This is a genomic window from Streptomyces sp. NPDC048417 (assembly GCF_040651615.1).
In the GTDB taxonomy this organism is placed as follows: Bacteria; Actinomycetota; Actinomycetes; order Streptomycetales; family Streptomycetaceae; genus Streptomyces.
In genome coordinates this window covers 1-24,897 of the sequence record NZ_JBEZKI010000009.1, presented here as the reverse complement: position 1 = coordinate 24,897, position 24,897 = coordinate 1, and the positions used below count along the sequence as shown (strand labels likewise).

The window sequence follows — 24,897 nt, the reverse complement described above, 5'->3', positions numbered from 1 at the left end:
CCGCGGACGTACGCCGCCCGCGCCGCCGCCGAATCGCCGAGCCGGATCTGGATGCGTCGGCGAATCCCATGGACTCCGAGCCGGTCTACGGCAAGAAGATCTTCGAGTATCCGCTCGCCCAGGATCTCCCGCCCGACACTTCGACCGCCGATCTGGTCCGCCTGGCCGAGGTCCGCTGGCGCATCGAACACGACTACCGAGAGCTCAAGCACGGTCTGGGCCTTGACCACTTCGAAGGCCGTTCCTGGCCGGGCTGGCACCACCACATCACCCTCGTGACCGCCGCGCACGCCTTCCTCACCGAACAGCGCCTGGCCCCAAAAGCATCGCAACCAGCATCACCCTCTACCAGATCCTCGACGCCCTCCAAGACACCCTGAGGTGCTGGACCGGAATCTGTACCAGCTGCCAGCAACCCCTCCCCACCAAAGCCCGCACAACAACAAGATCAAGAAAGACCTAACGGAGTCCTATTAGCATCAGCTCGAACCGGCCAATGCGGTCCCGCGCACCGTTTATACGCCGCGCAGAACGTCCGCATACATTCCGGCCGGGTCGATCGGCGAACAGCGGGCCGACTACATGCAAGAGGTGTCACTTGAATTCCAGCTCGGTGCCCCTGGGGACGATCTGGACGTTGAGTTCAATATTGATGTTGGAGCCAACGACTGCGATGCCGCGGGCCAGCATCGACTGCCAGTTGATGGTGTAGTCCTCGCGGTGTAGCTCGGTGGTGGCCCGGATTGCCGCACGGGTCTCACCTTCCATACCGACGCGCAGACCGCCGTATGTAGCGTCGAGGGTTACCGTGCGCGTGACTCCGTGCAGCGTGAGTCCGCCGGTGATCGCCCAGTTGTTTCCGCCGCGATGAACGAAACGGTCGCTGTAGAACTCCATGGTCGGATACTGGTCCACGTCCAGGAAATCCGCGGACCGCAGATGCTCGTCACGCATCTTTACATTGGTGTCGATCGAGGCGGCGTCGATAACGACATGCATTGCCGTCTCTTCCATCGACTCCCCGACCCGAATCGCCCCGGAGAAGTTGTTGAAATGGCCAAAGATGCGGCCCAGTCCGATGTGCCGGGCTGCGAAGGAAATTCGGGTATGAGCTCGTTCGATTTCCCATTCGCCGGGGGTTGGCAAAGGGATCAAAGGTGCTGCCTGGAGCAGAATATCTTTCACCCCGGTGCACTTTCCCTCCTCTACGACAGACTCGTTTCCCCGGTACGGGCTGAAACTTTCTGTCGAGACAGCGAGCCGGTATTCCCCAACGGGAACCATCGCCAAGATCATGCCGAAGGGGTCAGTCTCCCCGCCCACAACCTTATGACCGTTTCTGTCGCTCACAGTGAATTCGGCGTGCCTGACCGGCTGGGTCGCAGAATCGAGAACGCGGCACGCGAGAAGACCTGCACCGGACGGCACGGAAAGTCCAGATATAGAGTTTTGCGCGTTCGCGGCCATCGGGCGACCAAGAAAACGATGGATCATGGTGTGTGTACCCCTGTGCAATGAAGCTTCGCGGCCGTTACGGTTCGACTGGTCGTCGAACGGGCCGCTGTTTGAGACATTATTCGATCACTTGGCGCCATTCGATGCAAACGGGTCGAAAGAGAGAGGTGCTCATGCATGCAACCTGTACGCAACCTGACGTTCGTGACACTCACACCTGGTGAACCGCAGCCCGAATAGAAGTAACCGACCAATGCTCCGCGCAGCGACCCACCTCCCGGTGCGGGGGTGCATGTTAGCTGCTCTCCGGACGAGGTCCTCCGCGGCAGCGGTTGCTAACGCCGGCGAATCTGGACGGCGGTAAATACACTAAATCCGTTTTGCCCTTTCAGTTTGAGGGTCGGAGTGAGTGACGCCATCCGAAACTCTTGACAATCCCTCTACATACTTCCCGATGACTGAGCGGAATGGCATTTCATGGAACCCCCGCCTGCGGCTCGCGGCGAACTGGGCGCAGGCTGTCACCCCCTTGGGTGGCGAGCCCCGCAGGTGACAGTTGTTCGGGGAGCCTGGGTATGCAGATGTCCGCTACGTGGGTGTCAGACCTGAGCCTGGCCGCCGTCGGCGAAACAGTCGGCGCCGTTGACGAAGCTGGAAGCGTCGGCGGTGTCCGTGAGCCGAGCGAGGAGGTGATCCTTGTCTGGCTCACCATTTCGGGATTTCGAGCGAAAGGCTCTTCGGCTCCCCGAAGCATATTGCCCAGCCCGGCTCACTTTCTGAGCTCGGAGATGCTTCTCCGCCCAGCTGCCCAGTTCCTTCAGCGCGGGCTCCAGCGCGGCGCCGGCCTCCGTCAGACTGTACGAGACCCGCAGCGGGGGACCTTCGTCGACGTCGCGCGCGACGAGTCCCGCGGCGCCGAGTTCCGTGAGGCGGTCGGAGAGCATCCGTTCGCTGATGCCGGGGATCGCCCGGCGCAGGTCGGCGAAGTGGACGGGATGCGGCAGCAGCACGGCCACGATCAGGCCCGTCCAGCGCTTTCCGAACAGCTGGAAGACCCGGGCCATACTGTCGTCGACCTGCTGGCACGGGCCTGCGTCGTGTGCTCCCAGCTCTGACATGTGAGTACTACATTCCATTCGTGGATAGAAAATCAGGTGGCCAAGCCAGCGATCGGGCACGGAGAAGGATCTTTTGCGCTAGCGCATCGGACATGCTGTCTGCGTCAAACTCCAACCTGAGCCGCTGACATGGACTCTCATCCGCTTCTTTACTTCTCCTGGGCCGTGGTTCATCGTGGGCTCGCGAGTCCGAGGTGTAAGAGTATCTTTTTCGGCGCGCGCAGCGGTGCATACCAGTTGGTCCATGGCTGCGTGACTCAAGGGAACGGATAGTTCAGGCAGGGCGATCGTCACGGAGCCGTGGCTCGACAAGGCCAGAGGATCGACCGCCAGTCGAGGAAGCTCTGTGGTGACCCGGGCCGCTTCGTCCTCGGTCGGCCCAGCGAACAACAACTCGACCGCGGTCTGTACGTTTCCTGTGGTATCGACAAGTCGTGGCAGTGATGTCAGGTTCCCGCCGGACCAGAAGTAGACACGAATCTTCCGCACATCTATCCCGGTCGCAGGCTCGCCCACCTGAACCACACTGGTGGAGGGAATCCCGCATGCCGATATCGCTAGAGAAATGAGCAGCGCAACCAGAGCTATCGGGTGAGAGGGGAGCTTTCGTGCCGGGGTTCCTCGGTATCGCATCAAGTGGTACTGGGGGTGTTTCCGTTCAGTCGGTGGGCTCCTGCGGCGGTCAGGACGTCTTCGGCGAGACGGTAGGCGACGGCCAGGGGTGTTGCTGCCTCATTCGCACTGTCCTCCAGTATCCGTGCGGTGGCTTCCTCGATGGAGGAGAGCCGCTGCAGGGACTGAGCCAGGGTCAGTTGGTGAAGCTCCAGGCCGGACGCATACATGACCCCGCCGGCGTTTGCCACGAAGTCCGGCACCCAGGTGATCCGCGCCTTGGCCAGGTCCTGTGCCACTGCGTCGTGGGCCAGCTGGTTGTTGGCCGAGCCGACGATCGCCCGGCAACGCAGTGAGCCGACGAGCTCGGAGGTGAAAGCGCCGCCCAGGGCACAGGGCGCCAGAATGTCGGTCTGAAGGGTGTACGCGCCGTCCAGTTCTACCCACTGCGCTCCGGACGCTTCGACGGCCGAGCGTCGCCCGGCGTCGACGTCGGTCGCCCGCACGTGAGCGCCTTGTGCGAGCAGGCGCTTGGCGAGCTCATGCCCGACGCCGCCGAATCCGATCACCACCACGTCACGCCCCCGCAGATGCGGTGTTCCCCACAGATGCGCGGCGGTTGCGTTCATCGCATGCTCGACGCCGGCGGCAGTCCCGAAGGTAGTGGCCCCGAGGCCATCGGCTGTGGCGGAATAGCCGCCCACGTAGGGGGTGCGACGGCGCATGAGCTGGATGTCGGCGGAGCTGGTGCCGACATCGGGGGCCACGTAGTAGGCGCCGTTCAGATCGTGGACCAGTTCGGCGACATCGAGCAGCAGGGCTTCCCGCAGTTGGCCGTCCAGGCGCTGAGGGCCCCCGGGCAGGAGCGGGACGACAGTCTTTCCTCCGCCCGTGCCATTGCGGACCGCGGCGGCCTTGTAGGTCATCCCGCGGCTCAGTCGGAGACAGTCCACCAGCGCGTCGGCCGGGGAGTCGTATCGAGCGATCCGCATGCCACCGACGGCAGGGCCGAGGCGGGTGGAGTGAATGGCGATGATCACTGGCAGGCCGGAGCGGCGCCCCTGCCGAACCAGGAACCACTCATGATCGAGCGTGGTCTCCAGAGTGCGTGACGGCATGCCCAGTCCCTCCAGCTCAGATACGGGCTGACTTAACGATAGCTAAGTCAGATCTGGCTTAAGCTAACATAAGTCTGCTGCTTCGCTAGACGGGATGGTGTGATGTCGGCACTCACTGGCCCGCTGACCGACCGGGACAGCTGGAGCGAACACCGCTGCTCAGCGGCACGGGCCCTGGAAGTACTCGGGACGCCCTCGAATCTGTTCGTGCTGCGCGAGGCCTTCTACGGCACGACCTACTTCAACGACTTCGTCCGCCACACCCCGTTGAGCGCACCCGCAACGGCCAAACGCCTACGAGAACTCGTCGAGGTCGGACTCCTGCGGCGGATCCCTTACCAGGCGCCCGGACAGCGAACACGCGACCGCTACGAACTGACCGAACCCGGCCAGGAGCTCCTGATCGCCTACTTCGCGCTGATGGAGTGGGGCGACCGCCACGCCACCCCGGGAACGGAAGGCGGTCCAGTCCGCCTGCGGCACCGAGACTGCGATGCTCCCGTACACGTGGAACTCTCCTGCTCCGACGGCCACACACTCGCCCCCAGCGAACTCGAGGTCGTTCCAGCCCCCGGACTGTCGCAGAGTGAGGCGGCAGACTGATCCCTCCGACGGACCGCCCCCTGTACGCAACTCGTCCCGGCAGCGCCCTGGCGACGTTGATCAGTTCCATTCGTAGCCGGATCAGCTCAGCTTCTGGACCGCCGCGCAGACGACCTTCGCGCGCCGCGGGGCACTCCGACGGCTTCACGCATGGGGTGCGGTCAAGACCGGCTGCATCTCAGTCCAGGACGCGGCCGAGGAACCCGCGGATGTAGCCGCTGATGGCGTCGAGGTGCGTCTCCGGGGCGAAGTGCCCAGTCGGCAGTGTGAACTTCCGAGTCTGGCAGATCGCGGGTGAAAGCCTGGACCCCGTCCGGTCCGAAGATCTCGTCTCCCGCACCCCAGACCGCCAGGAGCGGGACCTGCCAGACCGCCAGGAGCGGGACCTGGCTGGTGCAGAAGTATTCCTGGAGTTGAGGGTAGCCGTCGATGTTGGTCGGGTAGTCGCGGAAGAGCGCCAGTTGCACCTCATCGTTGCCGGGCCGGTCCAGCAGAGTCTGATCGTGCAGCCAGGTCGCCGGGGCGCCGGGGGGAGTCGTGCGCCACACACCCCGCCACCACCCAGCCTGTCCCCCCGTGTGCCGCATGCAGCCGGGCGCTCACGATCTGGACCGATAGGTCAAGAAGGACGTATGCTGTTGAACATGGGACGACCGCGGAATTTCGACGAGAACCAGGTTCTGGAGTCTGCGCGCGAGTTGTTCTGGAATCAGGGGTACGCGGCGACGTCACTGCAGGACCTGACGGGCGCCACGGGACTGGGCAAGGGGAGTCTGTACGGGGCCTTCGGCGACAAGCGGCAGCTGTTCCTGCACGTGCTGGACGGCTACCGCGACGAACAGCTCAACGGCGTCCGGGCGGTCCTGACCGGGCCCGGTACGGCCTTCGAACGCCTGACCCTGCTCGTTGAGGGCGTGGCCAAGGGATTCACGGAGGACCCGCAGCGGCGCGGCTGTCTTCTGGCCAACAGCACGTCCGAGCTGCACAGCAATGATCCGGACGTCGTCTCCCGGGCCCGGAGCAGCTACCAAGCGGTCGAGGATCTTCTGATCGCCTGCGTGAAGGAAGCCCAGGACGAGGGGACGGCCGAACCGGGGGCGGACGCCCAGGAGGTCGGGCGGCTGCTCCTTGCCGTCATGCAGGGCATCGAGTTTCTCGCGAAGACCGGCATGGACGGCTCAGCTCTGCTGCAGATAAGCCAGGCCGCCCTCAAGCAACTCTCCCGACACTGACCATCCTGCGGGCCAGCACCCTTCACAGGTGACGTGCCGACCGGCAGGGACCCGGGTGGACCCGCTTGAGTCGGCTGCGAGCACGCGCATTACCTGCCCTCCGAGCACCCCCACGAGTGGCCCGGGCGCCCGCCCCAGCGCGGTTGACGGCGTGCCCCTTTCGCCACGCCCTTGAGCAGGCACTCCGGCCGGGCGGCTGCGCCATCGACTGCGCGGCAACGCGGGCCGGACGACGCTCCGGCAGCCGACGGCGCCGGCCCATTGCGCACGGGCCCTGACGGCAAAGTCTCCAGGCTACCCAAGTCCGCGCGGGACCTCGCTCGCGCCTCATTTCCGCACGCCGACGGCGATTCGCCAACTGGTGCATTGATCCACGGACTTCGCAATGCGCCTGAAGAGGACACAAGTTCTTGACTGTATGGTCCATAAGGTCTACGTTTGGCCTACGACCCGCGGATTCGCTATTGCAAGTAGACGTCGGGTCGGCGGCAGACGGGCACAGCCTGTTCCGCTGCACGGCACAGAGAAGCCGGGCGGAATGCGCGAGGGGTCTCGCGTGCCCCACCGCAAACGCCTGCACCCGCCCAACGAAAAGTGATCACCATGACCACCGCTGCCCAGCCGCCCTTCCCCTACAGCCTCCACAACGTGACGATTTCCGTCAGCGACCTCGACGCGTCGATCCACTGGTGGAACCGGGTGTTCGGCCTCACCCTGCTGGCGAAGTCCCGCTTCGACGCCATCGGAGCGGACGTCGCCTTCCTGGAGGGCCCCGGGTTCCGGCTCGAGCTCCTTCAGCCCGCGGACGGTGTGCGGATCCCCGAACTGACGGCAGAGCCCCCCGCCCACATCCGCCCGATCGGCAACAAGGCCCTGGTCTTCCGCGTCGAAGACCTCGTCGGCGTGACCCGCACCTTCCGTGACCTGGGCGTGACGACCGTCTGGGAGCAGATGGACCTCGGCGACGGCAGCATCTCGACCGCGATCCGCGACAACGACGGAAACCTCATCAACGTCTTCCAGCAGGGCGCAAGCCCGATCGGCTGACACGGCGAACCGATCGCCCAGGCTGCCGAGCCAGTTTCAGGCGCTCCGGACATGGTTGCCCGGGACATCTTTGAACCGTCCCTCCCGGGCGGCCAATTCACAGCGCCACTGGCCGGCAGTGTCCTGGGTTAACGGCAGCGCCGCCGTTGACCCAGGACCGGGGGGCGGCGCTAACTACGCGCGAACTCAAGCAGGTCTCTGTTGAAGATCTCGGCGTACTTGGGCACCATCGCAAGGCCATGAGGCGCGCCCTCGTAGACCTTGTACTGCGCACCCTTGACGATCTTGGATGATTTGGCGCCCGCTGAGACGATGGGCACGATCTGGTCGTCGTCGCCATGCACGATCAGTGTCGGCACATCGACCTTCTTCAGGTCCTCGGTCGTGTCCGTCTCGGAGAACGCCTTGATGCAGTCGTAGGCGCCCTTGATCCCGACGGTCATGCTCCACAGCCAGAACTCGTCACGCGTTCCCTGGGAGACGGTCGAGCCCTCACGGTTCGCACCGTAGAACGGGGCACTGAGGTCCTTGTAGTACTGCGAGCGATCCGTGAGCACACCCTGGCGGATCTCGTCGAACACCTCGATCGGCAGGCCCTCAGGGTTGGCTTCCGTCTTCAGCATCAGCGGAGGGATCGCGCCGAGCAGGACCAGCTTGGCGACCCGTGCCGTGCCATGCCGGCCGATGTAGCGGGTGACCTCGCCGCCGCCGGTGGAGTGCCCGACCAGGATGACGTCGTGCAGGTCTTCGGCTTCGATGACCGCGGCCAGGTCATCGGCGTAGGTGTCGAGGTTGTTGCCGTCCCAGGGCTGACCGGAGCGTCCGCCGCCGCGTCGGTCGTGGGCGATGGCGCGGAAGCCGTTGTCCACCATGAGCTTCATCTGGGGGTCCCAGGCGTCCGCGGTGAGCGGCCAGCCATGGGAGAAGACGACGGGTTGGCCCGAGCCCCAGTCCTTGTAGAAGATCTGCGTGCCGTCCTCGGCGGTGGCGAAGGGCATGGTTGCGCTCCTCTCGAAATCCGCTCGCGGGCCCCTCACGTCACGCCCTCTGGGATGTGGCGGAAGCGGCACCGCATGTGGTCAACATAACTGCGGGGCGCCGATTCAGCGCGTCTTCAGTCACCGCTCTGGTGCGAGTGGGTGGACCGATGTCTGACAGGCGGGGAAGTGGCCCGTCTCGTACGGTGGTGCTTAAGCCCAACCATCAGACCGCTAATTTGGGCATGACCACCGGGCCCGGCTCGCCCACCGCTCCTCATGGCTCGACCACGACGGTGAACCACCCGTGGCCGAAGGCATGTTGATCCGGCTGAAGGTGAGGTCGAGCATCTGTCGACGGACGACCCTTGCCGCCCTGTCAGACGATGTTGCCTCCGCTCAGGCCAGGCCGTGTGGGTGCCATGCTGGTGGGGAGATGGGTCCGCCCGACCGCTGAGTGATGGTCAGCAGCCCGGCGGTTGGGTGGTGTGCGGGTCAGGCGCCGGCGCCTGCAGGCAGGTCGCCCATCTTGTTCACGACGGCGCGGGAGAGGACCGCGCTGGTGCCGGTGAGCATGCCTGCCTTGCCCATCGAGGTGTCCTTGATGAGGTAGCTGCGCTCGCCGAGGAACAGGTGGGTGTTGCGGTCGAAGATGTACTCGGTGCGTTCGCCGTTGGAGACGTGGGCGATGGCTTCGCCATGGCGGCCGGCCGCGTCAGTGGCGTCCTTGACGAGGACGACGCCGGGGATCTTCGCGGCGGCCCGCCAGATGGAGGAAGCCACGTCACCGGGCACGATCGACTCGGAGACGGTCTCGCCGATCCAGTTGAACGCGGCCGCGTCCTTGCCGGGGGCCTCGCCGCGGGTGGCGGAGTAGATCTGCGTCAGCAGCGCGTCGGGGTTCGTCGACAGCGACGCGATCTGCGGGACGGTGCCCGGCCTGGCGGGCTGCGACGCTTCGCCGGGGTTGACCACACCCTTGCCGCTGTTGTGGATGGTGATGTTCTGGCCGCCCTCGTGGATGAGGCCGTCCTTGGAGGGGTCGGCGGCCAGCCACACTTCGCGCTGGTGGACGGCGTCGAGCTTGGCGGCGCCGCCGATGGTGCGCTGCTTGACCTGGTGGGTGAAGCCGACCTTGCTCTTGACGTAGATGAACTGGTGGGCGCCGACGGTCGGGGTCTTCTGCTTGCTGGCCGCGTCCGCGACCTGGCTGAGGAAGGCGGTGGCGCCGTGGGCGGAGGCAGGCTGCACGGTGATGACCGAGGCCATGGCCACACTGTCGTCGGCGGGGGTCGCGCCGGAGCCGGTGACGCTGACGGCGACGGCTGCGGCGACAGCCAGGGCCGCGGCCGGCGCGGCTATCAGGCTCCAGCGCGGCATACCGCGCTTCGCGGCGGGAGACGGCTGCGTCTGCGCGCCGGTCTGGGTGACTTCCTGCATCAGATATTCCTCAAGACGTTGAGACCGGGCGGGAGAGAGACCTGGTGTGCCGGGGCGCGGCAGCAGGTGCGACAGCTCCTGGCGCTCGGCCTCGTCACCATGCTTCGGAGCGTTCATCGGGCTTTCTCCTGTATCGACCGGACCGCGGGTGTGCGGTCGCCCTGTATCTGTCGGACGAGTGCAGGGGGTTCCACTCTTTTTTTCACGCGCTTCAGTTCCTGCTCGGTCAGTTTGAGCAGACGCCCCCGTGCGCGTGACAGGCGGGAGCGGACAGTGCCGACCGGGATGCCCAGGGCCTGGGCCGCCGCGGCGTAGCTGAGGTCGGACCAGACGCACAGCATGAACACATCGCGGTCCCCGCGGCGCAGCCTGGCCACCGCCGCTCTGGCGGCCGCGAGCCTTTCGCTGTCGTCGATGCGATCGGCGACTTCGTCGGCAATATCCGGGACGGTCTCGGGTGTGGGGAAGCGGGTCAGGGTCTGCTGGTGTTTGCGCGCTGCGCGTCCGCGGTTGCGCAGGACGTTGGTGGCGATGCCGTAGACCCAGGGGCGGAGGCTCTCGTCGCCCTGCTCCAGCCGCTCCCGCCCACCCCGTTCCCAGCGGATACACCTTGCCGCCCTTGACCCGGTCGTCGCCCACCGCACCGGACTTGATCCCGGACGTGTCGTAGGCGTGGGCGTGGACGACCCAGCGGGCCGCCTCGGGGAAGGTGAGCCGTTCGACGGTGGGCATCCGGGCGGTGAAGAAGGGCTCCCCGTTGGGCACGTCGGCCACGATCCGGTTGAGAGAGAAGACCTCGTCCTTCGCCGTCCGCAGCCCAGCGGTCTGGAAGAACGGGGCGGCCGGGTGGAAAAGGGCGAAGCGCTCGCGGTGCGTTTCCAGATAGGCACCGACCGGCGCGAAGCACTGCGGGTCCGCCCACAGTTCGGCCCAGGACTCGACGTCGCGGGGGCCGTCCAGGGCGTCGTGGGCGACGGCCAGCAGCAGCCGCAGCAGCGCGAATTCCTGGGTGGGCAGGTCTCCCGCGAGGCGCCGCGCCTTGGCGGCCTGGGCGAAGATCTGACGCAGCGACAGCTCCTCCTGCGAGCCGTCACATTGCAGGACCCCGATCCACGGCTCGGTGGTCAGGTCGAATGAAGGGGCATGGGCCGCGCTGTCACCGGTCGGTTCCGTCACGGGTCACCTCCAAGCCGTCGGAAGGGCTGTAGTGGAGCGCATAGCCTGCCAGCAGGGTCTGACAATCCTCATCGAGCGCGAGAATCAGCTGGCCGGCCAGCCACGGGCTGTCCTTGCTCTGCCAGGCGGGCAGGTACAGCTGCTCCAGTTCCGCGATGGCCTTGTCGAGGGTTTCGGCGTAGGAGAACTGGATGGGCAGCCGCAGCCCGCAACTCGCCGCCGCCCGGGCAGCGAACGACGTGGGCACCTGGTCCTGCGGCAGCTCAAGTCCCCCGCGCCGGCGGCCCTGCTTGTCTGCTTCCAGCCACGGGAGGGTGGCGAGGGTGCCGTCGGCACGCCGCTGCATGACGACGACTTCCAGGCTCTCCCGGCTGTCGCGGACCTGGGCCCGCCCAGTGCGGGTGTCGTCGGCATCGCCCACCCCGGCCGCCACCCAGCCGAACAACGCCCTGCCGGGACGGCCGACTTCACCGAGGCGGAACACGGCCGCCCGCTCGGCCTGGTCGGCCCGGTGCCGCTCGAACCGCGTCCTTGCTTCCTCCAGCGCCGGCACCCAATGCTCCGGACCGGCCGGAGCCGCGCCGTACGCGCCCTGGACGAGCGGGCTGATGTCAGCGGGCAGCCGCACGGGGCGCTGCGGCGCGCCGTCGAGATGGGGCAGCAGCACTGCGGCCGACCGCAGCAGCGCATACGCCCCGTATACCGCGACCGATCCGCGCACTGGGACGGGAACGTCCGCCTCCCAGTCGGCGCCGGTCAGCAGGCACCGTGCCGCACGCAACCGCGCGGGCCGCTCGCTCTGGCCGTCCCCACGCTGGTGACGGTGCAGTCGGCCCATCCGCTGCAGCAGCAGGTCCACCGGGCACAGGTCGCTGATAAGGAGATCGAAGTCCACGTCCAGGGACTGCTCGGCCACCTGGCTGGCCACCACGATATGTCGGCCTTCAGGCCGCCCCGTCGCCCTACCAGGCGGACCGAACCGCCTCAGCAGGTCACGGTCCTTGGCCGCCCGGTCGATGTCCACGAAACACGAGTGCGCCACGCTGACGGCCTCGTCGCCGAACCTCTCCCGCAGCACCCGGGCTGTCTCCAGCACCCGCTTGACCGTATTGCGAACGACGAGTACACATCCGCCGCCGACCAGCTCCGTCTCCAGCCGGTTGGCCAGAACATCCAGGCCGTCCGCAAGCCGCTCCACCCGGACATCCGTGCACCGGGCCGAAGCAGCCGGATGGCGTACCACGGGCATACCGGCCGGCGCGACAGCGGTGAGCAGCGGATACACCCCGTCTGCCGAAGCGCTGTCGACCTGTGTGCCGGCTATCCCGGAGTACGCCTCGACCAGCTGACGCCGACGCGCAGCAGGCAGGGTCGCAGAGAGCACGACCACGGGAACCCGGTAGGCGCCCAGCCAGGCCAGCACCCGGTCCAGGTAGACGCTCATGTAGGTGTCGTAGGCGTGCGCCTCGTCGATCACAATGGCCTTGCCCGCTACCGCCAGATGTCGCAGCGCCAGATGCCGGCTCTTCAGCCCGGCGAACAGCAGCTGGTCAACGGTACCGGCCACGAACGACGCCAGCATCGCCCTCTTACGGCCCCGCAGCCAGGTGTGAGCCACCAGCTCGGCGCCCGCGGACCGCGCCGGTTCCCCCAGCCGCCGGGACGCAGGCACGGCGGCATCCACGTCGACCGCCGCCACCTGCCCGCCACGGGCCAGCAACCCGGCGAAGTCCTCGTTGAGAGCCGCCTTCGAATGTGCGAGGTGGACGGAGTGACGGCGGCTGCCGTCGTCCGGCAGCCGATTCAACCACTCCAACAGCCGCGGGAACATCGCGTTGCCCGTCGCCATCGTCGGCAACGCGAAGAACACACCGCCCGCACCCGAACGCGCCGCGAAGACCTCGGCCACAGCAAGCGCCGCCTCCGTCTTCCCCTCCCCCATCGGAGCTTCGATGACCATCAGCCCGGGCGCCTCCATCTCCCGGGCCAACGCCAGCGCCGCCTCCTGAACCGGACGGACCTTCGCTCCCTGCGGAAGCCCGAACCGAGACACGAACAACTCCTGCGCATCCCCGACAGGCTCTGACGCCCGCCACGGCGCCGGGAGATCCAGCCCCCGCCACGCCGCCGCCAGCCGCTCCTCACTGCCAGAAGACGCAGCATCCGGAAAGTACGGGAAGAGGTCGGGATTGCTGGCGATCCAGTCGGAGATGATGACCAGCGCGGTCAGCAACACCTGTACGGGCTGCGGCAGTCTCACCTCCCGCCACGCCTGCAGCCGCTCCCCCACGCCAAAGCACTCCGCGCACGCATCGAGCAGCTCCCTCTGCGCCTGCCGCCACACCCCACTGCTACGGCCAGGAGTACGCAGCAACTCCTCATGGTCGTAGAGGGCCTTGATCTGACCGTTCTCCGGCGGCACCCCATGATGCCCGCCCACCGCCACGGTGAACTGCCCTGTCTGCTTGGCCGCCCACCCGTGACGCTCCTCCAGCCACTCACCCAGCAACACCTGACCGGCCAGCCCGTGCGGCGCCAGCCGCCGATCCGGCCCCATCGCCTGACGGGACCGCATCTCCAGACCCTTCTCCCGCATGACATCGGCGAGTTGATCGACCTGACAGGCGAACGCCGGCGTCGCCTTGCCAATGTCATGCACACCTGCAAGCCACACAACAAGCCTGCGCCCGTCCCCCTCACCATCGGGCAACGCCTCAGCGATCAACCGCCGCACACCGAAAGGCAACCACTCGTCCCACAGAAGGCCGGCGACGGCGGCACTGTCCTCCATATGCCGCCACAAGGGCAACCATCCGTCACCATCACGATCATGCTTCGCCCATACCGACCGCGCCGGCACCTGAAGCCGCGGCAACAGCCCACAACCGAAAACACCCCCACTGCTCATGCAAGATGCCTACACGCAAACCAACACCCAGCAGGCCAAATCACGGAAACAAACTTGATCTGCAGCCGATGCAGCTTTCCAGCCCCCAACAGGCACACGCAAGCCATAAGGTGATCTATTCGCCACAAGCACCCACCCCCGAAGGGGGAGGGCGCGAAATGCACCCTTTTGTCGAGATCGATGAAAGTACGTGAAACCGCGCCCTCCCAGCCCTAGACCGGCAGGTCAGACAGTCTGCTCCCCGCACCCGCGGGGATGTTCCCCATCACGGCAGCGATGTACTGGGCGCTGACGTCCTGCTCCCCGCACCCGCGGGGATGTTCCCACTGAACCCAACTTGACCTGGCCTGACGGCCGCTGCTCCCCGCACCCGCGGGGATGTTCCCTGCGAGAGCCGCGACCCCGACCACGTCCACGACTGCTCCCCGCACCCGCGGGGATGTTCCCCAGTTCATCCGCCTCGCCCGGGAGCGCGTCCGGCTGCTCCCCGCACCCGCGGGGATGTTCCCGTCGACCAGGACACCGCCTACGAGATCTTCAACTGCTCCCCGCACCCGCGGGGATGTTCCCGACGACGGCGTTGAACGGATAGTCAGGGTTGCCTGCTCCCCGCACCCGCGGGGATGTTCCCCGCACGCACGCAGTCGCCCTGGCCGTCGCCAACTGCTCCCCGCACCCGCGGGGATGTTCCGGAGCCCGGGATGGTCTGGCGGATGCCGATGGTCTGCTCCCCGCACCCGCGGGGATGTTCCCGACGTGATCTGGGTCGCGGCACCGACCCTGATCTGCTCCCCGCACCCGCGGGGATGTTCCCTTGCGCACGGCGGCGGCCTGCCGTTCGGTGAGCTGCTCCCCGCACCCGCGGGGATGTTCCCCGCAGTTGGCCTGTGCCGCAGGAGCATCTTGGCTGCTCCCCGCACCCGCGGGGATGTTCCGGTGTCCAGGCGGAGGCGCCAGAGTCCCAACTCCTGCTCCCCGCACCCGCGGGGGTGTTCCCACATCGTGGTCCGGCTCTACCGGCAAGCGGACCTGCTCCCCGCACCCGCGGGGATGTTCCTCAACTCGCCGTGCTGTCGACCGTGAACGATCGCTGCTCCCCGCACCCGCGGGGATGTTCCCCACCGCTCCATGATCTCTGTCATGGCGTCGCCCTGCTCCCCGCACCCGCGGGGATGTTCCCAGAGGCAGCACCGACCGCACCAACCCGACGATCTGCTCCCCGCACCCGCGGGGATGTTCCCGAGCCGTCCACGTACTGCGCGGCGAGGAGGCCCTGCTCCCCGCACCCGCGGGGATGTTCCCCAGCCGGTGGGGGTGATCGTCCAGAACAGCTGCTGCTCCCCGCACCCGCGGGGATGTTCCCAACATCTGGTGAAAGGGGGGCCGCTCATGCCCCTGCTCCCCGCACCCGCGGGGATGTTCCCGCAAGGAGGGCAATGGGCTTCCACCGTCTGGCCTGCTCCCCGCACCCGCGGGGATGTTCCCGTCGGCGACCATGCCGCTCGGATGCCAGACGCCTGCTCCCCGCACCCGCGGGGATGTTCCCACTGGCCGATGCGCGCCGACTGCGGCGCCTTCCTGCTCCCCGCACCCGCGGGGATGTTCCCTTGAAGGTCATCTGAACGTTCATGACGTCAGCCCTGCTCCCCGCACCCGCGGGGATGTTCCCTACTCGGCGGGCGCCTCGGGGTGGGCCATCAACTGCTCCCCGCACCCGCGGGGATGTTCCCGGGGATTACTACATCGACACGACGGCCGGCGCCTGCTCCCCGCACCCGCGGGGATGTTCCCAGGGCGTTGCACTCGCCGTCGGACCACTCGGTCTGCTCCCCGCACCCGCGGGGATGTTCCCTCCTCGGTCTGCACGCACCGGTGCTCTACCTCCTGCTCCCCGCACCCGCGGGGATGTTCCCGAGCCGAGGTTCCAGGAGATCGGGCACCTTGTCTGCTCCCCGCACCCGCGGGGATGTTCCCACGAAGGCGTTGAACTCGCTGGCGGATTTGATCTGCTCCCCGCACCCGCGGGGATGTTCCCGTCGCGTGGCTGAGTGCGGCCTGTGCCCTGCTCTGCTCCCCGCACCCGCGGGGATGTTCCCTGTCCGTATCGATCGGCTCCGTCGAACGCGCCCTGCTCCCCGCAGCCGCGGGGATGTTCCCGACGGACCGCCGTACTGGAACGTCACGAAGCTCTGCTCCCCGCACCCGCGGGGATGTTCCCGCTGGCACCTGGCGCGATGCCGGATGGACCATCTGCTCCCCGCACCCGCGGGGATGTTCCCGGCGCGCCGCCTCACGCGCGAGGGTCTCGGCCCTGCTCCCCGCACCCGCGGGGATGTTCCCGTCGTCGGTGCCGTCGGGTCGATACCGATGCTCTGCTCCCCGCACCCGCGGGGATGTTCCCAGCTGGCACCAGGTTTTGGCGCTGTAGCCGGTCTGCTCCCCGCACCCGCGGGGATGTTCCCTCCACGGAGACCGACTGGTAGGTGCCAGCGGCCTGCTCCCCGCACCCGCGGGGATGTTCCCGAACTGGACGGCGTCCAGTACGTCGACCTGTCCTGCTCCCCGCACCCGCGGGGATGTTCCCGTGAGGTGATCATGTACAACGAACAGCCGGACCTGCTCCCCGCACCCGCTGGGATGTTCCCCCGCCGGTCTACAAGTACGTACAGGACGTCCTCTGCTCCCCGCACCCGCGGGGATGTTCCCCACATGCTGGCCGCGCCTGCGGCGCCGTACCTCTGCTCCCCGCACGCGCGGGGATGTTCCATCCTCGTGCTTGCCGCTGAGTTCGTGGTGAGCCTGCTCCCCGCACCCGCGGGGATGTTCCCGGCGGCGCGTCCGGCAAGTGGACGACGGCCGGCTACTCCCCGCACTCGCGGGAATGTTCCCACGCCCACGTCGGCGACGGTCGGCGGCTTCACCTGCTCCCTGCACCCGCGGGGATGTTCCCAGGATGTCGGCGCTGTCCTGGCCGAGCTTCTTTTGCTCCCCGCACCCGCGGGGATAGTCCCGAACTGCTTGACGTGCTCGGGCTGGAGACGCCTATGAGGAATCGACCGTAATGGATCTTTGCATGCAAAGATGGCCTCCGTGGTCAGCTTCTGGCGCGATCACCGTCGTCCTACGGACGACGGACCGACCCCAGCCGTCCGACCATCGGTTCCGTCTGGTCCACTGCGGTGCTCCTCACACATTTGGGGATGATCCCGCCCTGAGCATGGAGCTAACCCTTCGGTTCAGTTGCTCCCCGCCTCCGCGGGGATGGATCAGGCGGACCGCACACCCATGACTAACGGCGCTGGCTCTGCCGCCCTGCCTGGCATCGGCTGCCATGGCAGCGGATCAGGATCACGTTGTCCCGCCTCGTTCATCCCGAAGCTCGACGATTGGGCCTGACGCTTCGCCACGGGGATCTATGCTTAGGGCGTTCCGCCAAGGGGTTCGCTCTCGCTTCACCGGTCCGTCCGGCTGAAGGCCCAGGTAACTGGGTCGACTTCGCACACCTTGGAGGTGCAGATGGAGGAAGGGACTGCCGCTGCGAGTGACAGTAATCAGGAAGCCTCAGAGCGGCCCTTAGGACTGCGGCGGCTCATTGGTCAACTCCTGCTCGACTGGTCACCCGTATTGGCGAGCCTCGTCAACCTCATCGTGCAGCAGTACTCCCCGTGATTAGGGGTAGCGTGACGCCGGGTGTAGCGCCAGGGCTTATTTGTGAGCCCGGACGCGAATTGGACGCCCGGGCTCACTATCTACTGCGCGGGTGAGGGCCCTGGCCTCGGGATAGCAGCCTGGGGTCGGGGTCTTTGCGCCGGTCGTGCGCACTACCCGCGCCCCGATCGTACGCGAGCAACAATCTGCACAGGTAATAGCCGAGCCCCAACTCAGCGAGTACGCAGATAATTGAGTCCGCTCTCCGCGTAGGTGTACCCGCGCTGCGGATGATGCGCCAGCACGAGCAGAGTCTGCCGACCGACCGAAAGACGGCGCCACCGTGTCCCGCGCTCGCGGTGCTGAGCGGCCAGCAGGCCAGACAGAACCCGAAGGTTCGAGCCCGACAGATCGACCGCTGATGGGCAGTCAAGTACATGAAGTTCCAGGCGGGGACATGTTCACGCGCTCCAGCCGCAAGGGCAGCGGCGGCTGCAAGGCGTGCGACGGCCGAGGCTGATCACCGCTGAACCGGGACTGTAGAGGCGTTACCCCTTACTCTCCCTACGTTCCCGCCCGGGACCCGGAATACCCGTACGTCGCTTTCGATTGCTCCTGCCGTAGTGATCGTGGGAGGGGGACACTGGTGACCGACCTGAAGCTGTTCCGGCTGGATGCCAATGGCCAGGACATCGAGCTGCGGGGTTCGACGGTGGCGCTGGAGGTGGAGCTGCAGCGTCGGATCGAGGCAGGGATGGAGGCGATGCTCGGCATCCGCTTCCTGGCGTCGGAGTACCCGACGGGACCGTGGCACCGGGGGCGAATCGACACGCTCGGGATCGACGAGAACAACACCCCCGTGGTGGTCGAGTACAAGAAGGGCTCCGACAACGGGGTGCTGTCGCAGGCTGTCTCCTACCTGTCCTGGTTGGAGTCGGCTCACCACGAGGTCGAGGCGCTCGTCCGGAAGGTGTTGGGCCCGGAGGCCGCTGAGTCCATCGATTGGCGTCGTCCGCGGATGGTCTGCATCGCGGCCAGCTTCTCCCATCACGATCGCGTGGCCGTGCAGCGGCTCCCCGAGCGAATCGACTTGGTGCGCTATCGCGTTTTCGAGGGCGACCTGCTGAGCCTGCTGCTCGTGGACTCCTCGCCCGGTTCGCCGAGCGCCGCTTCGCCTCGGCGGAACCGGGAGCGGGACGCAGCAGCCGACAGCATGCCGGCCACTCCGGTGGTTCCCGCGTCGGCGGGGCCCAGCCTCGTCCCGGACTGCCTGCGGGACTTGTACGCGGAGCTGGACGACGCTCTCACGACGTGGGGCGAGGTCGAGGTGGCGTCCCTTCGGCACTACATCGCCTACCGGCGGCTGGTGAACGTGGCGTCGGTGATCTTCCGCCCGAAGCACGAGTCGATCCTGGTCTACCTCAGACTCGACCCGGAGACCGTCACGTTGGAGGAAGGCTTCACCCGGGACATGCGCGGCATCGGGCATCTTGGGACCGGTGACCTGGAGGTACGCCTCGCCTCGGCGCCTGACTTGGAGAAAGCGGCACCGCTGATCCGGCGAGCGTTCGAGGCGGGCTGACGCAAACGAAAGGGCGGCTGGCGCATCGGTTACTCGATGCGCCAGCCGCCTTTGGCGTCTGTCGTCCATTGGCCCTGGGCTCTCTGCTCTCATGATCACTCCTCCGGTCCGGCCAGGACGAAGTCGTCCTGGGTCAGCTCCGCCTGGAGCCGCTGTTCAACTGGTGCAGTGCAGTTTTTCGGGGCGGGGAGTATTCCCTTGAGGTCTGTGCCGTCTTCGCCCTGACGGGCGGCTCCCCCGGTTGGCTAGCTCCGTTCCGAAAGTGAATCTTGGCCGTGGCTGATCACGCCCTGCGGGACGCGGCGATCTGGCGAACGGCCAATGGGCCCGTCTGGGGCCGTTGTTGCGGCAAGGCATCGAGCCGGGCCGCCCGCCAGCGTGGACGCGGTCATCCCTTGGTGGAACGGTTACACGGTTGTGGGCCAAGCCCACGCAGAATCGTCGGATGGATGACTACCAGAATCCGCAGTCGTTGAGGTCGCCGCGCTTACGGCCCGGAGATCGGGTGCGGGTCGTTGCTCCTGCCTGTCCGCCGAGTCGCGAAGAAGTCGCCCGGGGCGTCGAACTGCTCACCTCCTGGGGCCTTCAGGCCGAGCTGGGCGAACACGTCTTCGACCAGTGGGGCTACATGGCCGGCCGCGACGAGGACCGCGCCTTCGACCTGAACGCGGCGTTCCGCGATCCGGGCGTCCGCGCCGTGATCGCCGCGATGGGCGGCAAAGGCACCTACCGCATCGTCGACGACCTCGACACCGACGCCCTCAGACGTGACCCCAAACCGGTCGTCGGCTTCAGCGACATCACCCACCTCCACCTCGCCCTGTGGTCACGATGCCGCCTGGCCACACTCCACGGCCCCTTCGCCAAATGCAACGACGCCTACACCGGGCCCGCCTCCGCCGAGGCCCTGCGCCGCGCGCTGATGACCACCGACCCTGTCACCCTCCACCGCGACCCGTCCGAGGCCACCGCGGATGTCACCGTGGAGGGCACGGCGACGGGTGTCCTGATGGGCGGCAACCTCGACGCGATCCGCACGGAGACCGGAGCCGGCCTGCCCAGCCTGCAGGGGGCGATCCTCTTCCTCGAACATCAGAGAGGAACCGGACTGGGCGAGGTCGACCGCGCACTGACCCAGCTCACCCGCTCCGGGGCGCTCCACGGACTCCGCGGCGTCGCCCTCGGCCAGTTCATCGGCTTCGAGCGCGATGCCGGCGATCCAACGCTGGGCGGATGGGGCATCCGCGACGTCCTGCGCGACCGACTGGCCGCACTCGGCGTTCCAGTCCTGGGCGGGCTCCCCGCCGGACACGGCAACCACCCCCCGACGATCCCCCTGGGCACCAAGGCGACGATCGACACAGCCACGGGAACGCTGACCGTTCTGCCTGCGGTCGTCTGAGGTCTGTCTGTTGCGAAAACGCTGGTCACAGCCAATCGTTGAGGACTGCGAACACCACGGTCGCCTCGTAGCGGACGGCGAGATCGCATCTCGTGGCCACGGCCCGGTGACGCTGGAATTCCGGTTGATGCCGCATGCGACCGCGTCTTTCTGCTTGTGGTCGGTCTTGTCGAACGTCGGTGGCCGGCCGCCTCGGGAGCCGATTTTCTGGGGATTGTGGACATGGTCCGCGGGGACCGGGAGCATCACGCGAGCTGCGAGATGGTGTCTGCGATCATCTCCGCCCGGTGGGCCACTGCACCGGCCGGGACGTCGACGAGTTCGTAGCCGAACTGCCGATAGCTCCGTTCGTGGATCCGCTCGAAGGCCAGCGACTCCCGAAAGCTGATCCGTCGGGCAGCGGTGGGCTCGCAGTACCCGATGTTGCGGATGAAGAAGACCTGCTGCTCGTAAACCCGCTCCCGGGTGATCCTGTCGATCTCGGCGGACAGCTCCTCTGAGACGGGGCGTCCGAGGTAGGTGCTGAGGGCGTGAGTGCAGATCGGAGACCTGTCGTAGATCTGGAGGGCCACGTCGCCGGATGCGGACTGCATTTGTCGCTGGCGCTGCAGGACGGCCACTTTCTCGACGAAGGCCGCCTGGGTCCAAGGCTCGGCATCGCCCTCAGCCTGCTCGCGCGTGATGATCGCAGTCGCTGCCTCATCGACGACGTCGAACCCTCGCTGTTGCAGCTGCCGGAGGATGGATGTCTTCCCTGCGCCGGGTGCGCCGGTGAGGATAAACCGCTTCATGGCAAGTCCTTGCGTCTTTTCCGGTGGCTGATACGGGGGTTCATCCGCCCCCATCCAGGTCGGTGATGCGGGCGGTGAGGTAGGCGCTCCAGTCACGCTGAGCGTGGTGGGCCCACTTGAGTGCGGTGTGGATGTGGAGATCAAGCAGCTTGGCCAGCACAGGCGGGGGCAGTTCGGCAGCGAGTGCGATGAGGGCTGCTGTCCGAGCCAGCCTTGCCTGGATGCCGTGGCGCACCAGCTGGTCGTTGAATGCCTTGCGGCTGAGGGGATGACCGGGCAGCGCGCCGGGGAACAGCCACGGAATCTGGTTGGCCAGGCGGCGGGAGAGTTGGGAGCGCTGCCGGGGTGCCTTGGCGAGTTGGTGAAGGAGTTCAGCCAGGCGGGGCGCAATCCACAGCCGTGCATTTCCGAGCTGGAGGAACATCGTATCTGAGGTGCCGTGTATCTGGTCGGTGGTCAGGTGCCGTAGACGTTCGCCGGGGATGCCGTAAAGAAGGACGAGGGCCCCGGCGACGCGTACTTCGAGTGGGAGCGCGGTGTCGGTCAGGCAACGGCGGAGTTGGTGCCAGCGGTCTTCTTCGGCGAGGACGGGGGCGGCCATCGCGGTGGGTGGGGTGGCGATGGTGAAGGGATCGGTGAGGCCGCGCTGGGCAGCCCAGTGGAGGAACTGCTTGGCCTCGTAGTGCGAGCGGTTGGTGCTGAGCCAGGTGTCGAGTCGGTCCTGGTCCAGCGTGGCGAGTTCGAGGTGGTGGGCGTCGAGCCAGTCCAGCAGGTGCAACGCCTGGCGGACGCGGCGGCGGATGCGCTGGGCTGCCGGGGTGGTGTGGAGGCGGTCGTCGGCTTGGCGGCGGGCTCGTCGCAGCAGTACCCAGGTGGTGAACGGGCGTACGATGCGGCCGTGGTGCGGGGGCCGGTCGGCAAGCAGGCTGTCGAGCCAGGCGGGGATGCGTTCGAGGTCGTCGTTGCGGGGCGGCAGGATGCCCGCGGCGATCAGCAGGTGGCGCAGGTATCGCTCGGCGTGCCCGGGTTGAAGTTCGTCCAGCAGGTCGTGACTGATCGGCCGTCGGTCGGCGGCCAAGCGGATCAGCAGCTGGGCAGAGGTGCTGTCGGCCAGCCAGTGCAGGGTGCTGACCGGTTCCGCAGTTTCGCTCAAGGCGTCGAGGAGCGGCGTGAGTTGGGGGTGCGGGGTGCCGTCGGACCGGGTGATGCGGTCGCGGACGCGATGACGCACGATGCAGCGAAGACATCGGCCAGCGGTATAGGAACCTTCTTCGTGTCCACAGGTGGTGCAGGGCAGAGTGGGGCCGACTCCGGCGCAGGGCCCGCAGATTCCGGCCCCGCTGGGGCGACCGGCGGTGCCGATGAGAGGGCGGCGGTTGCCACACTGCGCGCAAAGTTCGGGGCGGGCGCGGATGCGACGGTAGCAAGGCGAACAGACAGGACCCATGGGCCAGTTCGCGGCGACGGCTCGTGAACGGTGACAGCGCGCACAGGTCCGCTGCGGCAGAGCTCTGCAAGCCCAGCAGGTCAGCGTGCCGTCACGCCGCCGGTAGCAGGGTCGCAGGCGCCCACAGACCACGCACGAGGCGTCGGTAGTGGGGCGGCGATAGCAGCGGTAACAAACCTCCCCGGCTCCGCCGTTCGCGCTGCCGGCGCGGCGACTGATCCGGGTGAACTCCCCACAGCTGGAACAGATCCGGCGGGGCTGACGGGTGCGCTGGTAGCACGGCTGGCACAGCGGTCCGTCCGGTCCGATCGCCTTGGTGGGCGCCAGCGCGCCGCACTCCGCGCAGGTGCGCAGTGGCCGTCCCCAGCATTGTGCGCAGACGGGGCGGCCCTGGTCGTCGCGGCCGGCAGGCGGGCGCAGCCGCGTGCACTGGGCGCACGACGCGAGCACGGCCGGGTCCTGGCGATAGCACCGGTTGCAGATCCCTCCTTCTGCCCTGCGGGCCATGATCAGTGCCGTCCGGCCGCATCGCGCACAGGTCTTGGGTTCCCGCCGGGGCGCGCAGCGCGGGCAGACTCGGCCATTCTGGCCCGGCCGCAGGTTGGTCGTCGGCGTGCCGCACCCTGCGCAGAGCGGGAGGACGACGGGATAGCCAGCAGCGTGTAGCAGGTGCGCGAGGCGGACCCAGGCCAGCGGGAAGTCGCCCACCGCCTCAGTGGCGGCCTTTGGGCTGCGCAGGAAGCCCTCCAGTTCCTTCACGGGCCTGACCTCCAGCGCCCTCGCCTGCTTCAAGAAGCCGGCCGCGCGTTCTTCGTCCAGCCCCGCCACGCTCGCGACTAGGGCGGTGACCACCTGGGCCCGGGTCTGCGCCAGCGAGGCGGCGGGCATGGCTCACAGTCCCTCCGGGCGACGGATGCGGGTACGGCGGACCGGCGGTGGCGGGGCACTCGCGCCGGATTCGGCGATCCTGCGGACCTCCGTGCCGACCGTGGTGACCTCGATCAAATCGTTGGGCGTGCAGGCGAGGATGTCGCAGAGCGCGGCCAGGGTGTCCATGGACAACCGCTGCGGAGGCTGTGTGACCAGCCGATAGACCTGCTCGCGCGAGAGGTGGATGCCCCGCTCGGCCAGCAGCGGTCCCAGCTCCGAGGTCTGGAACATCCCCGCATCCGCCATCAGCTTGCGCAGGTGCCACTGGTAGCCCATCTTCTTGATCACTGCGGTGTCATCCCCAACTCGTCGCCGTGTGCTTCCAAGGCCCGCATCAGCAGCCTGGTCCGGAACTCGTCCGACACCCCCGTATACAGCGCCGTCGTCGACGCATGCTGGTGACCGACCTGGTCCTGGATTATCTTGAGTTCGCTTGCTCGGTGGGCTGTTGACCTGGGTGTTTGCGTTGTGGTGGTTGTTCGTGACGCAGCGGATGAGGGCATCGGGAGTCCTTTCAACACGGGCCGATCGTTATTGACCTGGGATCGCTCGCGGCTGCCTGTGCCTCGCATTGATACGTGTGCCAGCGGGGCATGCAGAATGCGTCCATGATTGACGACTACCGGGCCGGTGATGTGCTGATGCTGGAGTGCCCGTTCACCGAGGCCACGGTCACCGAAGTCTCCCGCTACTACGTTTCCGTACGGTGGCCGTGGTTGGAGGTGGACCCGCAGGCCAAGAACATCAGGTGGAACGGCCAGCGGGCGCTTCCAACGCCTGAGGCCGGCGAGTGGGAGATCTTCCGAACGGAACCGGCGGAGACCGTAGTTAGGGCGGGTGACACATGCCTCGTAGGGATCCCCGCGACCGTGGTGCACGTCCAGGCGGTCTATCACTTCGATCCGCCCCAGGTCACCGGCATGCTGCCGCGGCCCGAGGCCTATCTCGACCTCCTGCGGCAGGGTGACACGTATGACCCCGAGCTTGAGGACCAGGCTTACGCGCTCGATCCGGCCGGCGGTGAACCGATCCGCATCGAACTGCTTTTCCGCCCGTACGCCTTCCTTGAACCAGGCGATGAGGTAGCCGACCAGAACGGGCGCGTCTGGCGGTTCGATGCGGCCTGGGACTGGCACCCGTTCGACGGTGAGCATTCGGGAACCCCTGCCTGGCCACTGGCTTTGCTCTCCCGCAATGGTGAGCCGACGCCGGAGGAACTTGCGGCGGTTGCCCGGGCGACGGCGGTCGGCAGCCACGCGGAGGCGCTGGAACAGTGGACTGGACTCACTCTCGCGCAACCAACTGCCCATCAGCAGTAACGGGCTGCCCCGCGATTGATGTTGGGGCGTGCTGGCCTGGGGGTTCGGCTGGTGGATGATTCAGCAGGCCGTGGTGCGGACGAGCACGAGCT

The 24,897-nt window shown here is 67.2% G+C and carries 15 protein-coding genes, 5 pseudogenes and 1 CRISPR repeat array; of the genes and pseudogenes, 7 read left to right on the top strand and 13 right to left on the bottom strand.

What is annotated here, in order from left to right:
* Positions 1-131 precede the first annotated feature (131 nt).
* Positions 132-380, top strand: a pseudogene (locus AB0D59_RS15715) (transposase); the annotation flags it as partial.
* Positions 381-594: 214 nt separating this feature from the next.
* On the opposite strand, the gene AB0D59_RS15710 reads toward AB0D59_RS15715, so the two are convergent.
* From AB0D59_RS15710 to AB0D59_RS15700, 3 genes and pseudogenes are all read right to left on the bottom strand, one after another.
* Positions 595-1,467, bottom strand: coding sequence for a YceI family protein (locus AB0D59_RS15710; RefSeq protein WP_362565532.1), 873 nt, complete (start codon positions 1,465-1,467; stop codon positions 595-597).
* A gap of 773 nt (positions 1,468-2,240) precedes the next feature.
* Positions 2,241-2,573: pseudogene (locus tag AB0D59_RS15705) on the bottom strand (helix-turn-helix domain-containing protein); the annotation flags it as partial.
* Positions 2,574-3,205: 632 nt separating this feature from the next.
* On the bottom strand, positions 3,206-4,303 hold the full coding sequence (locus AB0D59_RS15700) for a Glu/Leu/Phe/Val dehydrogenase dimerization domain-containing protein (protein ID WP_362565113.1): 1,098 nt from the start codon (positions 4,301-4,303) through the stop codon (positions 3,206-3,208).
* A 102-nt stretch (positions 4,304-4,405) separates the two neighbouring features.
* Between AB0D59_RS15700 and AB0D59_RS15695 the strand changes: the two genes are divergently transcribed.
* Positions 4,406-4,906 carry a helix-turn-helix domain-containing protein gene (locus AB0D59_RS15695; RefSeq protein ID WP_362565111.1) on the top strand — a complete coding sequence of 167 codons (501 nt, stop codon included), beginning with the start codon at positions 4,406-4,408 and terminating at the stop codon, positions 4,904-4,906.
* Positions 4,907-5,084: 178 nt separating this feature from the next.
* Here the strand turns inward: AB0D59_RS15695 and AB0D59_RS15690 are convergent.
* Positions 5,085-5,430 (bottom strand): annotated as a pseudogene (locus tag AB0D59_RS15690) (alpha/beta hydrolase); the annotation flags it as partial.
* Between the two features lie 120 nt (positions 5,431-5,550).
* Between AB0D59_RS15690 and AB0D59_RS15685 the strand changes: the two are divergent.
* Positions 5,551-6,138: a TetR/AcrR family transcriptional regulator gene (locus AB0D59_RS15685; RefSeq protein ID WP_362565109.1), complete on the top strand. Its 588-nt coding sequence runs from the start codon at positions 5,551-5,553 to the stop codon at positions 6,136-6,138.
* Positions 6,139-6,741: 603 nt separating this feature from the next.
* A complete protein-coding gene (locus AB0D59_RS15680; protein ID WP_362565107.1) occupies positions 6,742-7,185 on the top strand; it encodes a VOC family protein in 444 nt (147 codons plus the stop codon).
* 170 nt (positions 7,186-7,355) lie between these two features.
* Here the strand turns inward: AB0D59_RS15680 and AB0D59_RS15675 are convergent, their stop codons facing one another.
* The 6 genes and pseudogenes from AB0D59_RS15675 to AB0D59_RS15650 form a co-directional block, all read right to left on the bottom strand.
* Positions 7,356-8,183, bottom strand: a complete 828-nt coding sequence (locus AB0D59_RS15675; RefSeq protein ID WP_031026516.1) for an alpha/beta hydrolase — start codon at positions 8,181-8,183, stop codon at positions 7,356-7,358.
* A 474-nt stretch (positions 8,184-8,657) separates the two neighbouring features.
* Entirely contained in the window at positions 8,658-9,719 is a 1,062-nt protein-coding gene (locus AB0D59_RS15670) for a CU044_5270 family protein (RefSeq protein ID WP_362565530.1), read from the bottom strand.
* On the bottom strand, positions 9,716-10,246 hold the full coding sequence (locus tag AB0D59_RS15665; RefSeq protein WP_362565528.1) for an RNA polymerase sigma factor: 531 nt from the start codon (positions 10,244-10,246) through the stop codon (positions 9,716-9,718). Before AB0D59_RS15665 ends, AB0D59_RS15670 begins: the two co-directional genes overlap by 4 nt.
* Positions 10,182-10,778: pseudogene (gene casA / locus AB0D59_RS15660) on the bottom strand (type I-E CRISPR-associated protein Cse1/CasA); the annotation flags it as partial. The gene AB0D59_RS15665 and the pseudogene casA, both read right to left, overlap by 65 nt.
* A complete protein-coding gene (gene cas3 / locus AB0D59_RS15655; RefSeq protein ID WP_362565105.1) occupies positions 10,759-13,686 on the bottom strand; it encodes a CRISPR-associated helicase Cas3' in 2,928 nt (975 codons plus the stop codon). The gene cas3 and the pseudogene casA, both read right to left, overlap by 20 nt.
* 234 nt (positions 13,687-13,920) lie before the next feature.
* Positions 13,921-16,697: a CRISPR direct-repeat array (repeat unit 29 nt; unit sequence CTGCTCCCCGCACCCGCGGGGATGTTCCC).
* Positions 16,698-17,597: 900 nt separating this feature from the next.
* Positions 17,598-17,783, bottom strand: a pseudogene (locus tag AB0D59_RS15650) (IS5/IS1182 family transposase); the annotation flags it as partial.
* Between the two features lie 197 nt (positions 17,784-17,980).
* Between AB0D59_RS15650 and AB0D59_RS15645 the strand changes: the two are divergent.
* Together AB0D59_RS15645 and AB0D59_RS15640 are read left to right on the top strand one after the other, a co-directional pair.
* Positions 17,981-18,916: a DUF5655 domain-containing protein gene (locus AB0D59_RS15645; protein WP_362565103.1), complete on the top strand. Its 936-nt coding sequence runs from the start codon at positions 17,981-17,983 to the stop codon at positions 18,914-18,916.
* 505 nt (positions 18,917-19,421) lie between these two features.
* Entirely contained in the window at positions 19,422-20,318 is an 897-nt protein-coding gene (locus tag AB0D59_RS15640) for an LD-carboxypeptidase (RefSeq protein ID WP_362565101.1), read from the top strand.
* Positions 20,319-20,563: 245 nt separating this feature from the next.
* Here AB0D59_RS15640 and AB0D59_RS15635 read toward each other — a convergent pair whose 3' ends face one another.
* The 3 genes from AB0D59_RS15635 to AB0D59_RS15625 form a co-directional block, all read right to left on the bottom strand.
* Positions 20,564-21,109: an AAA family ATPase gene (locus AB0D59_RS15635; RefSeq protein WP_362565099.1), complete on the bottom strand. Its 546-nt coding sequence runs from the start codon at positions 21,107-21,109 to the stop codon at positions 20,564-20,566.
* Between the two features lie 40 nt (positions 21,110-21,149).
* Positions 21,150-22,340 (bottom strand): hypothetical protein, encoded by a 1,191-nt coding sequence (locus AB0D59_RS15630; RefSeq protein WP_362565097.1) that lies wholly within the window; start codon positions 22,338-22,340, stop codon positions 21,150-21,152.
* 1,107 nt (positions 22,341-23,447) lie between these two features.
* Positions 23,448-23,774: a helix-turn-helix transcriptional regulator gene (locus AB0D59_RS15625; RefSeq protein WP_362565095.1), complete on the bottom strand. Its 327-nt coding sequence runs from the start codon at positions 23,772-23,774 to the stop codon at positions 23,448-23,450.
* Between the two features lie 320 nt (positions 23,775-24,094).
* On the opposite strand from AB0D59_RS15625, the gene AB0D59_RS15620 reads away from it, so the two are divergent.
* Positions 24,095-24,805 (top strand): hypothetical protein, encoded by a 711-nt coding sequence (locus AB0D59_RS15620; RefSeq protein WP_362565093.1) that lies wholly within the window; start codon positions 24,095-24,097, stop codon positions 24,803-24,805.
* Positions 24,806-24,897 lie beyond the last annotated feature (92 nt).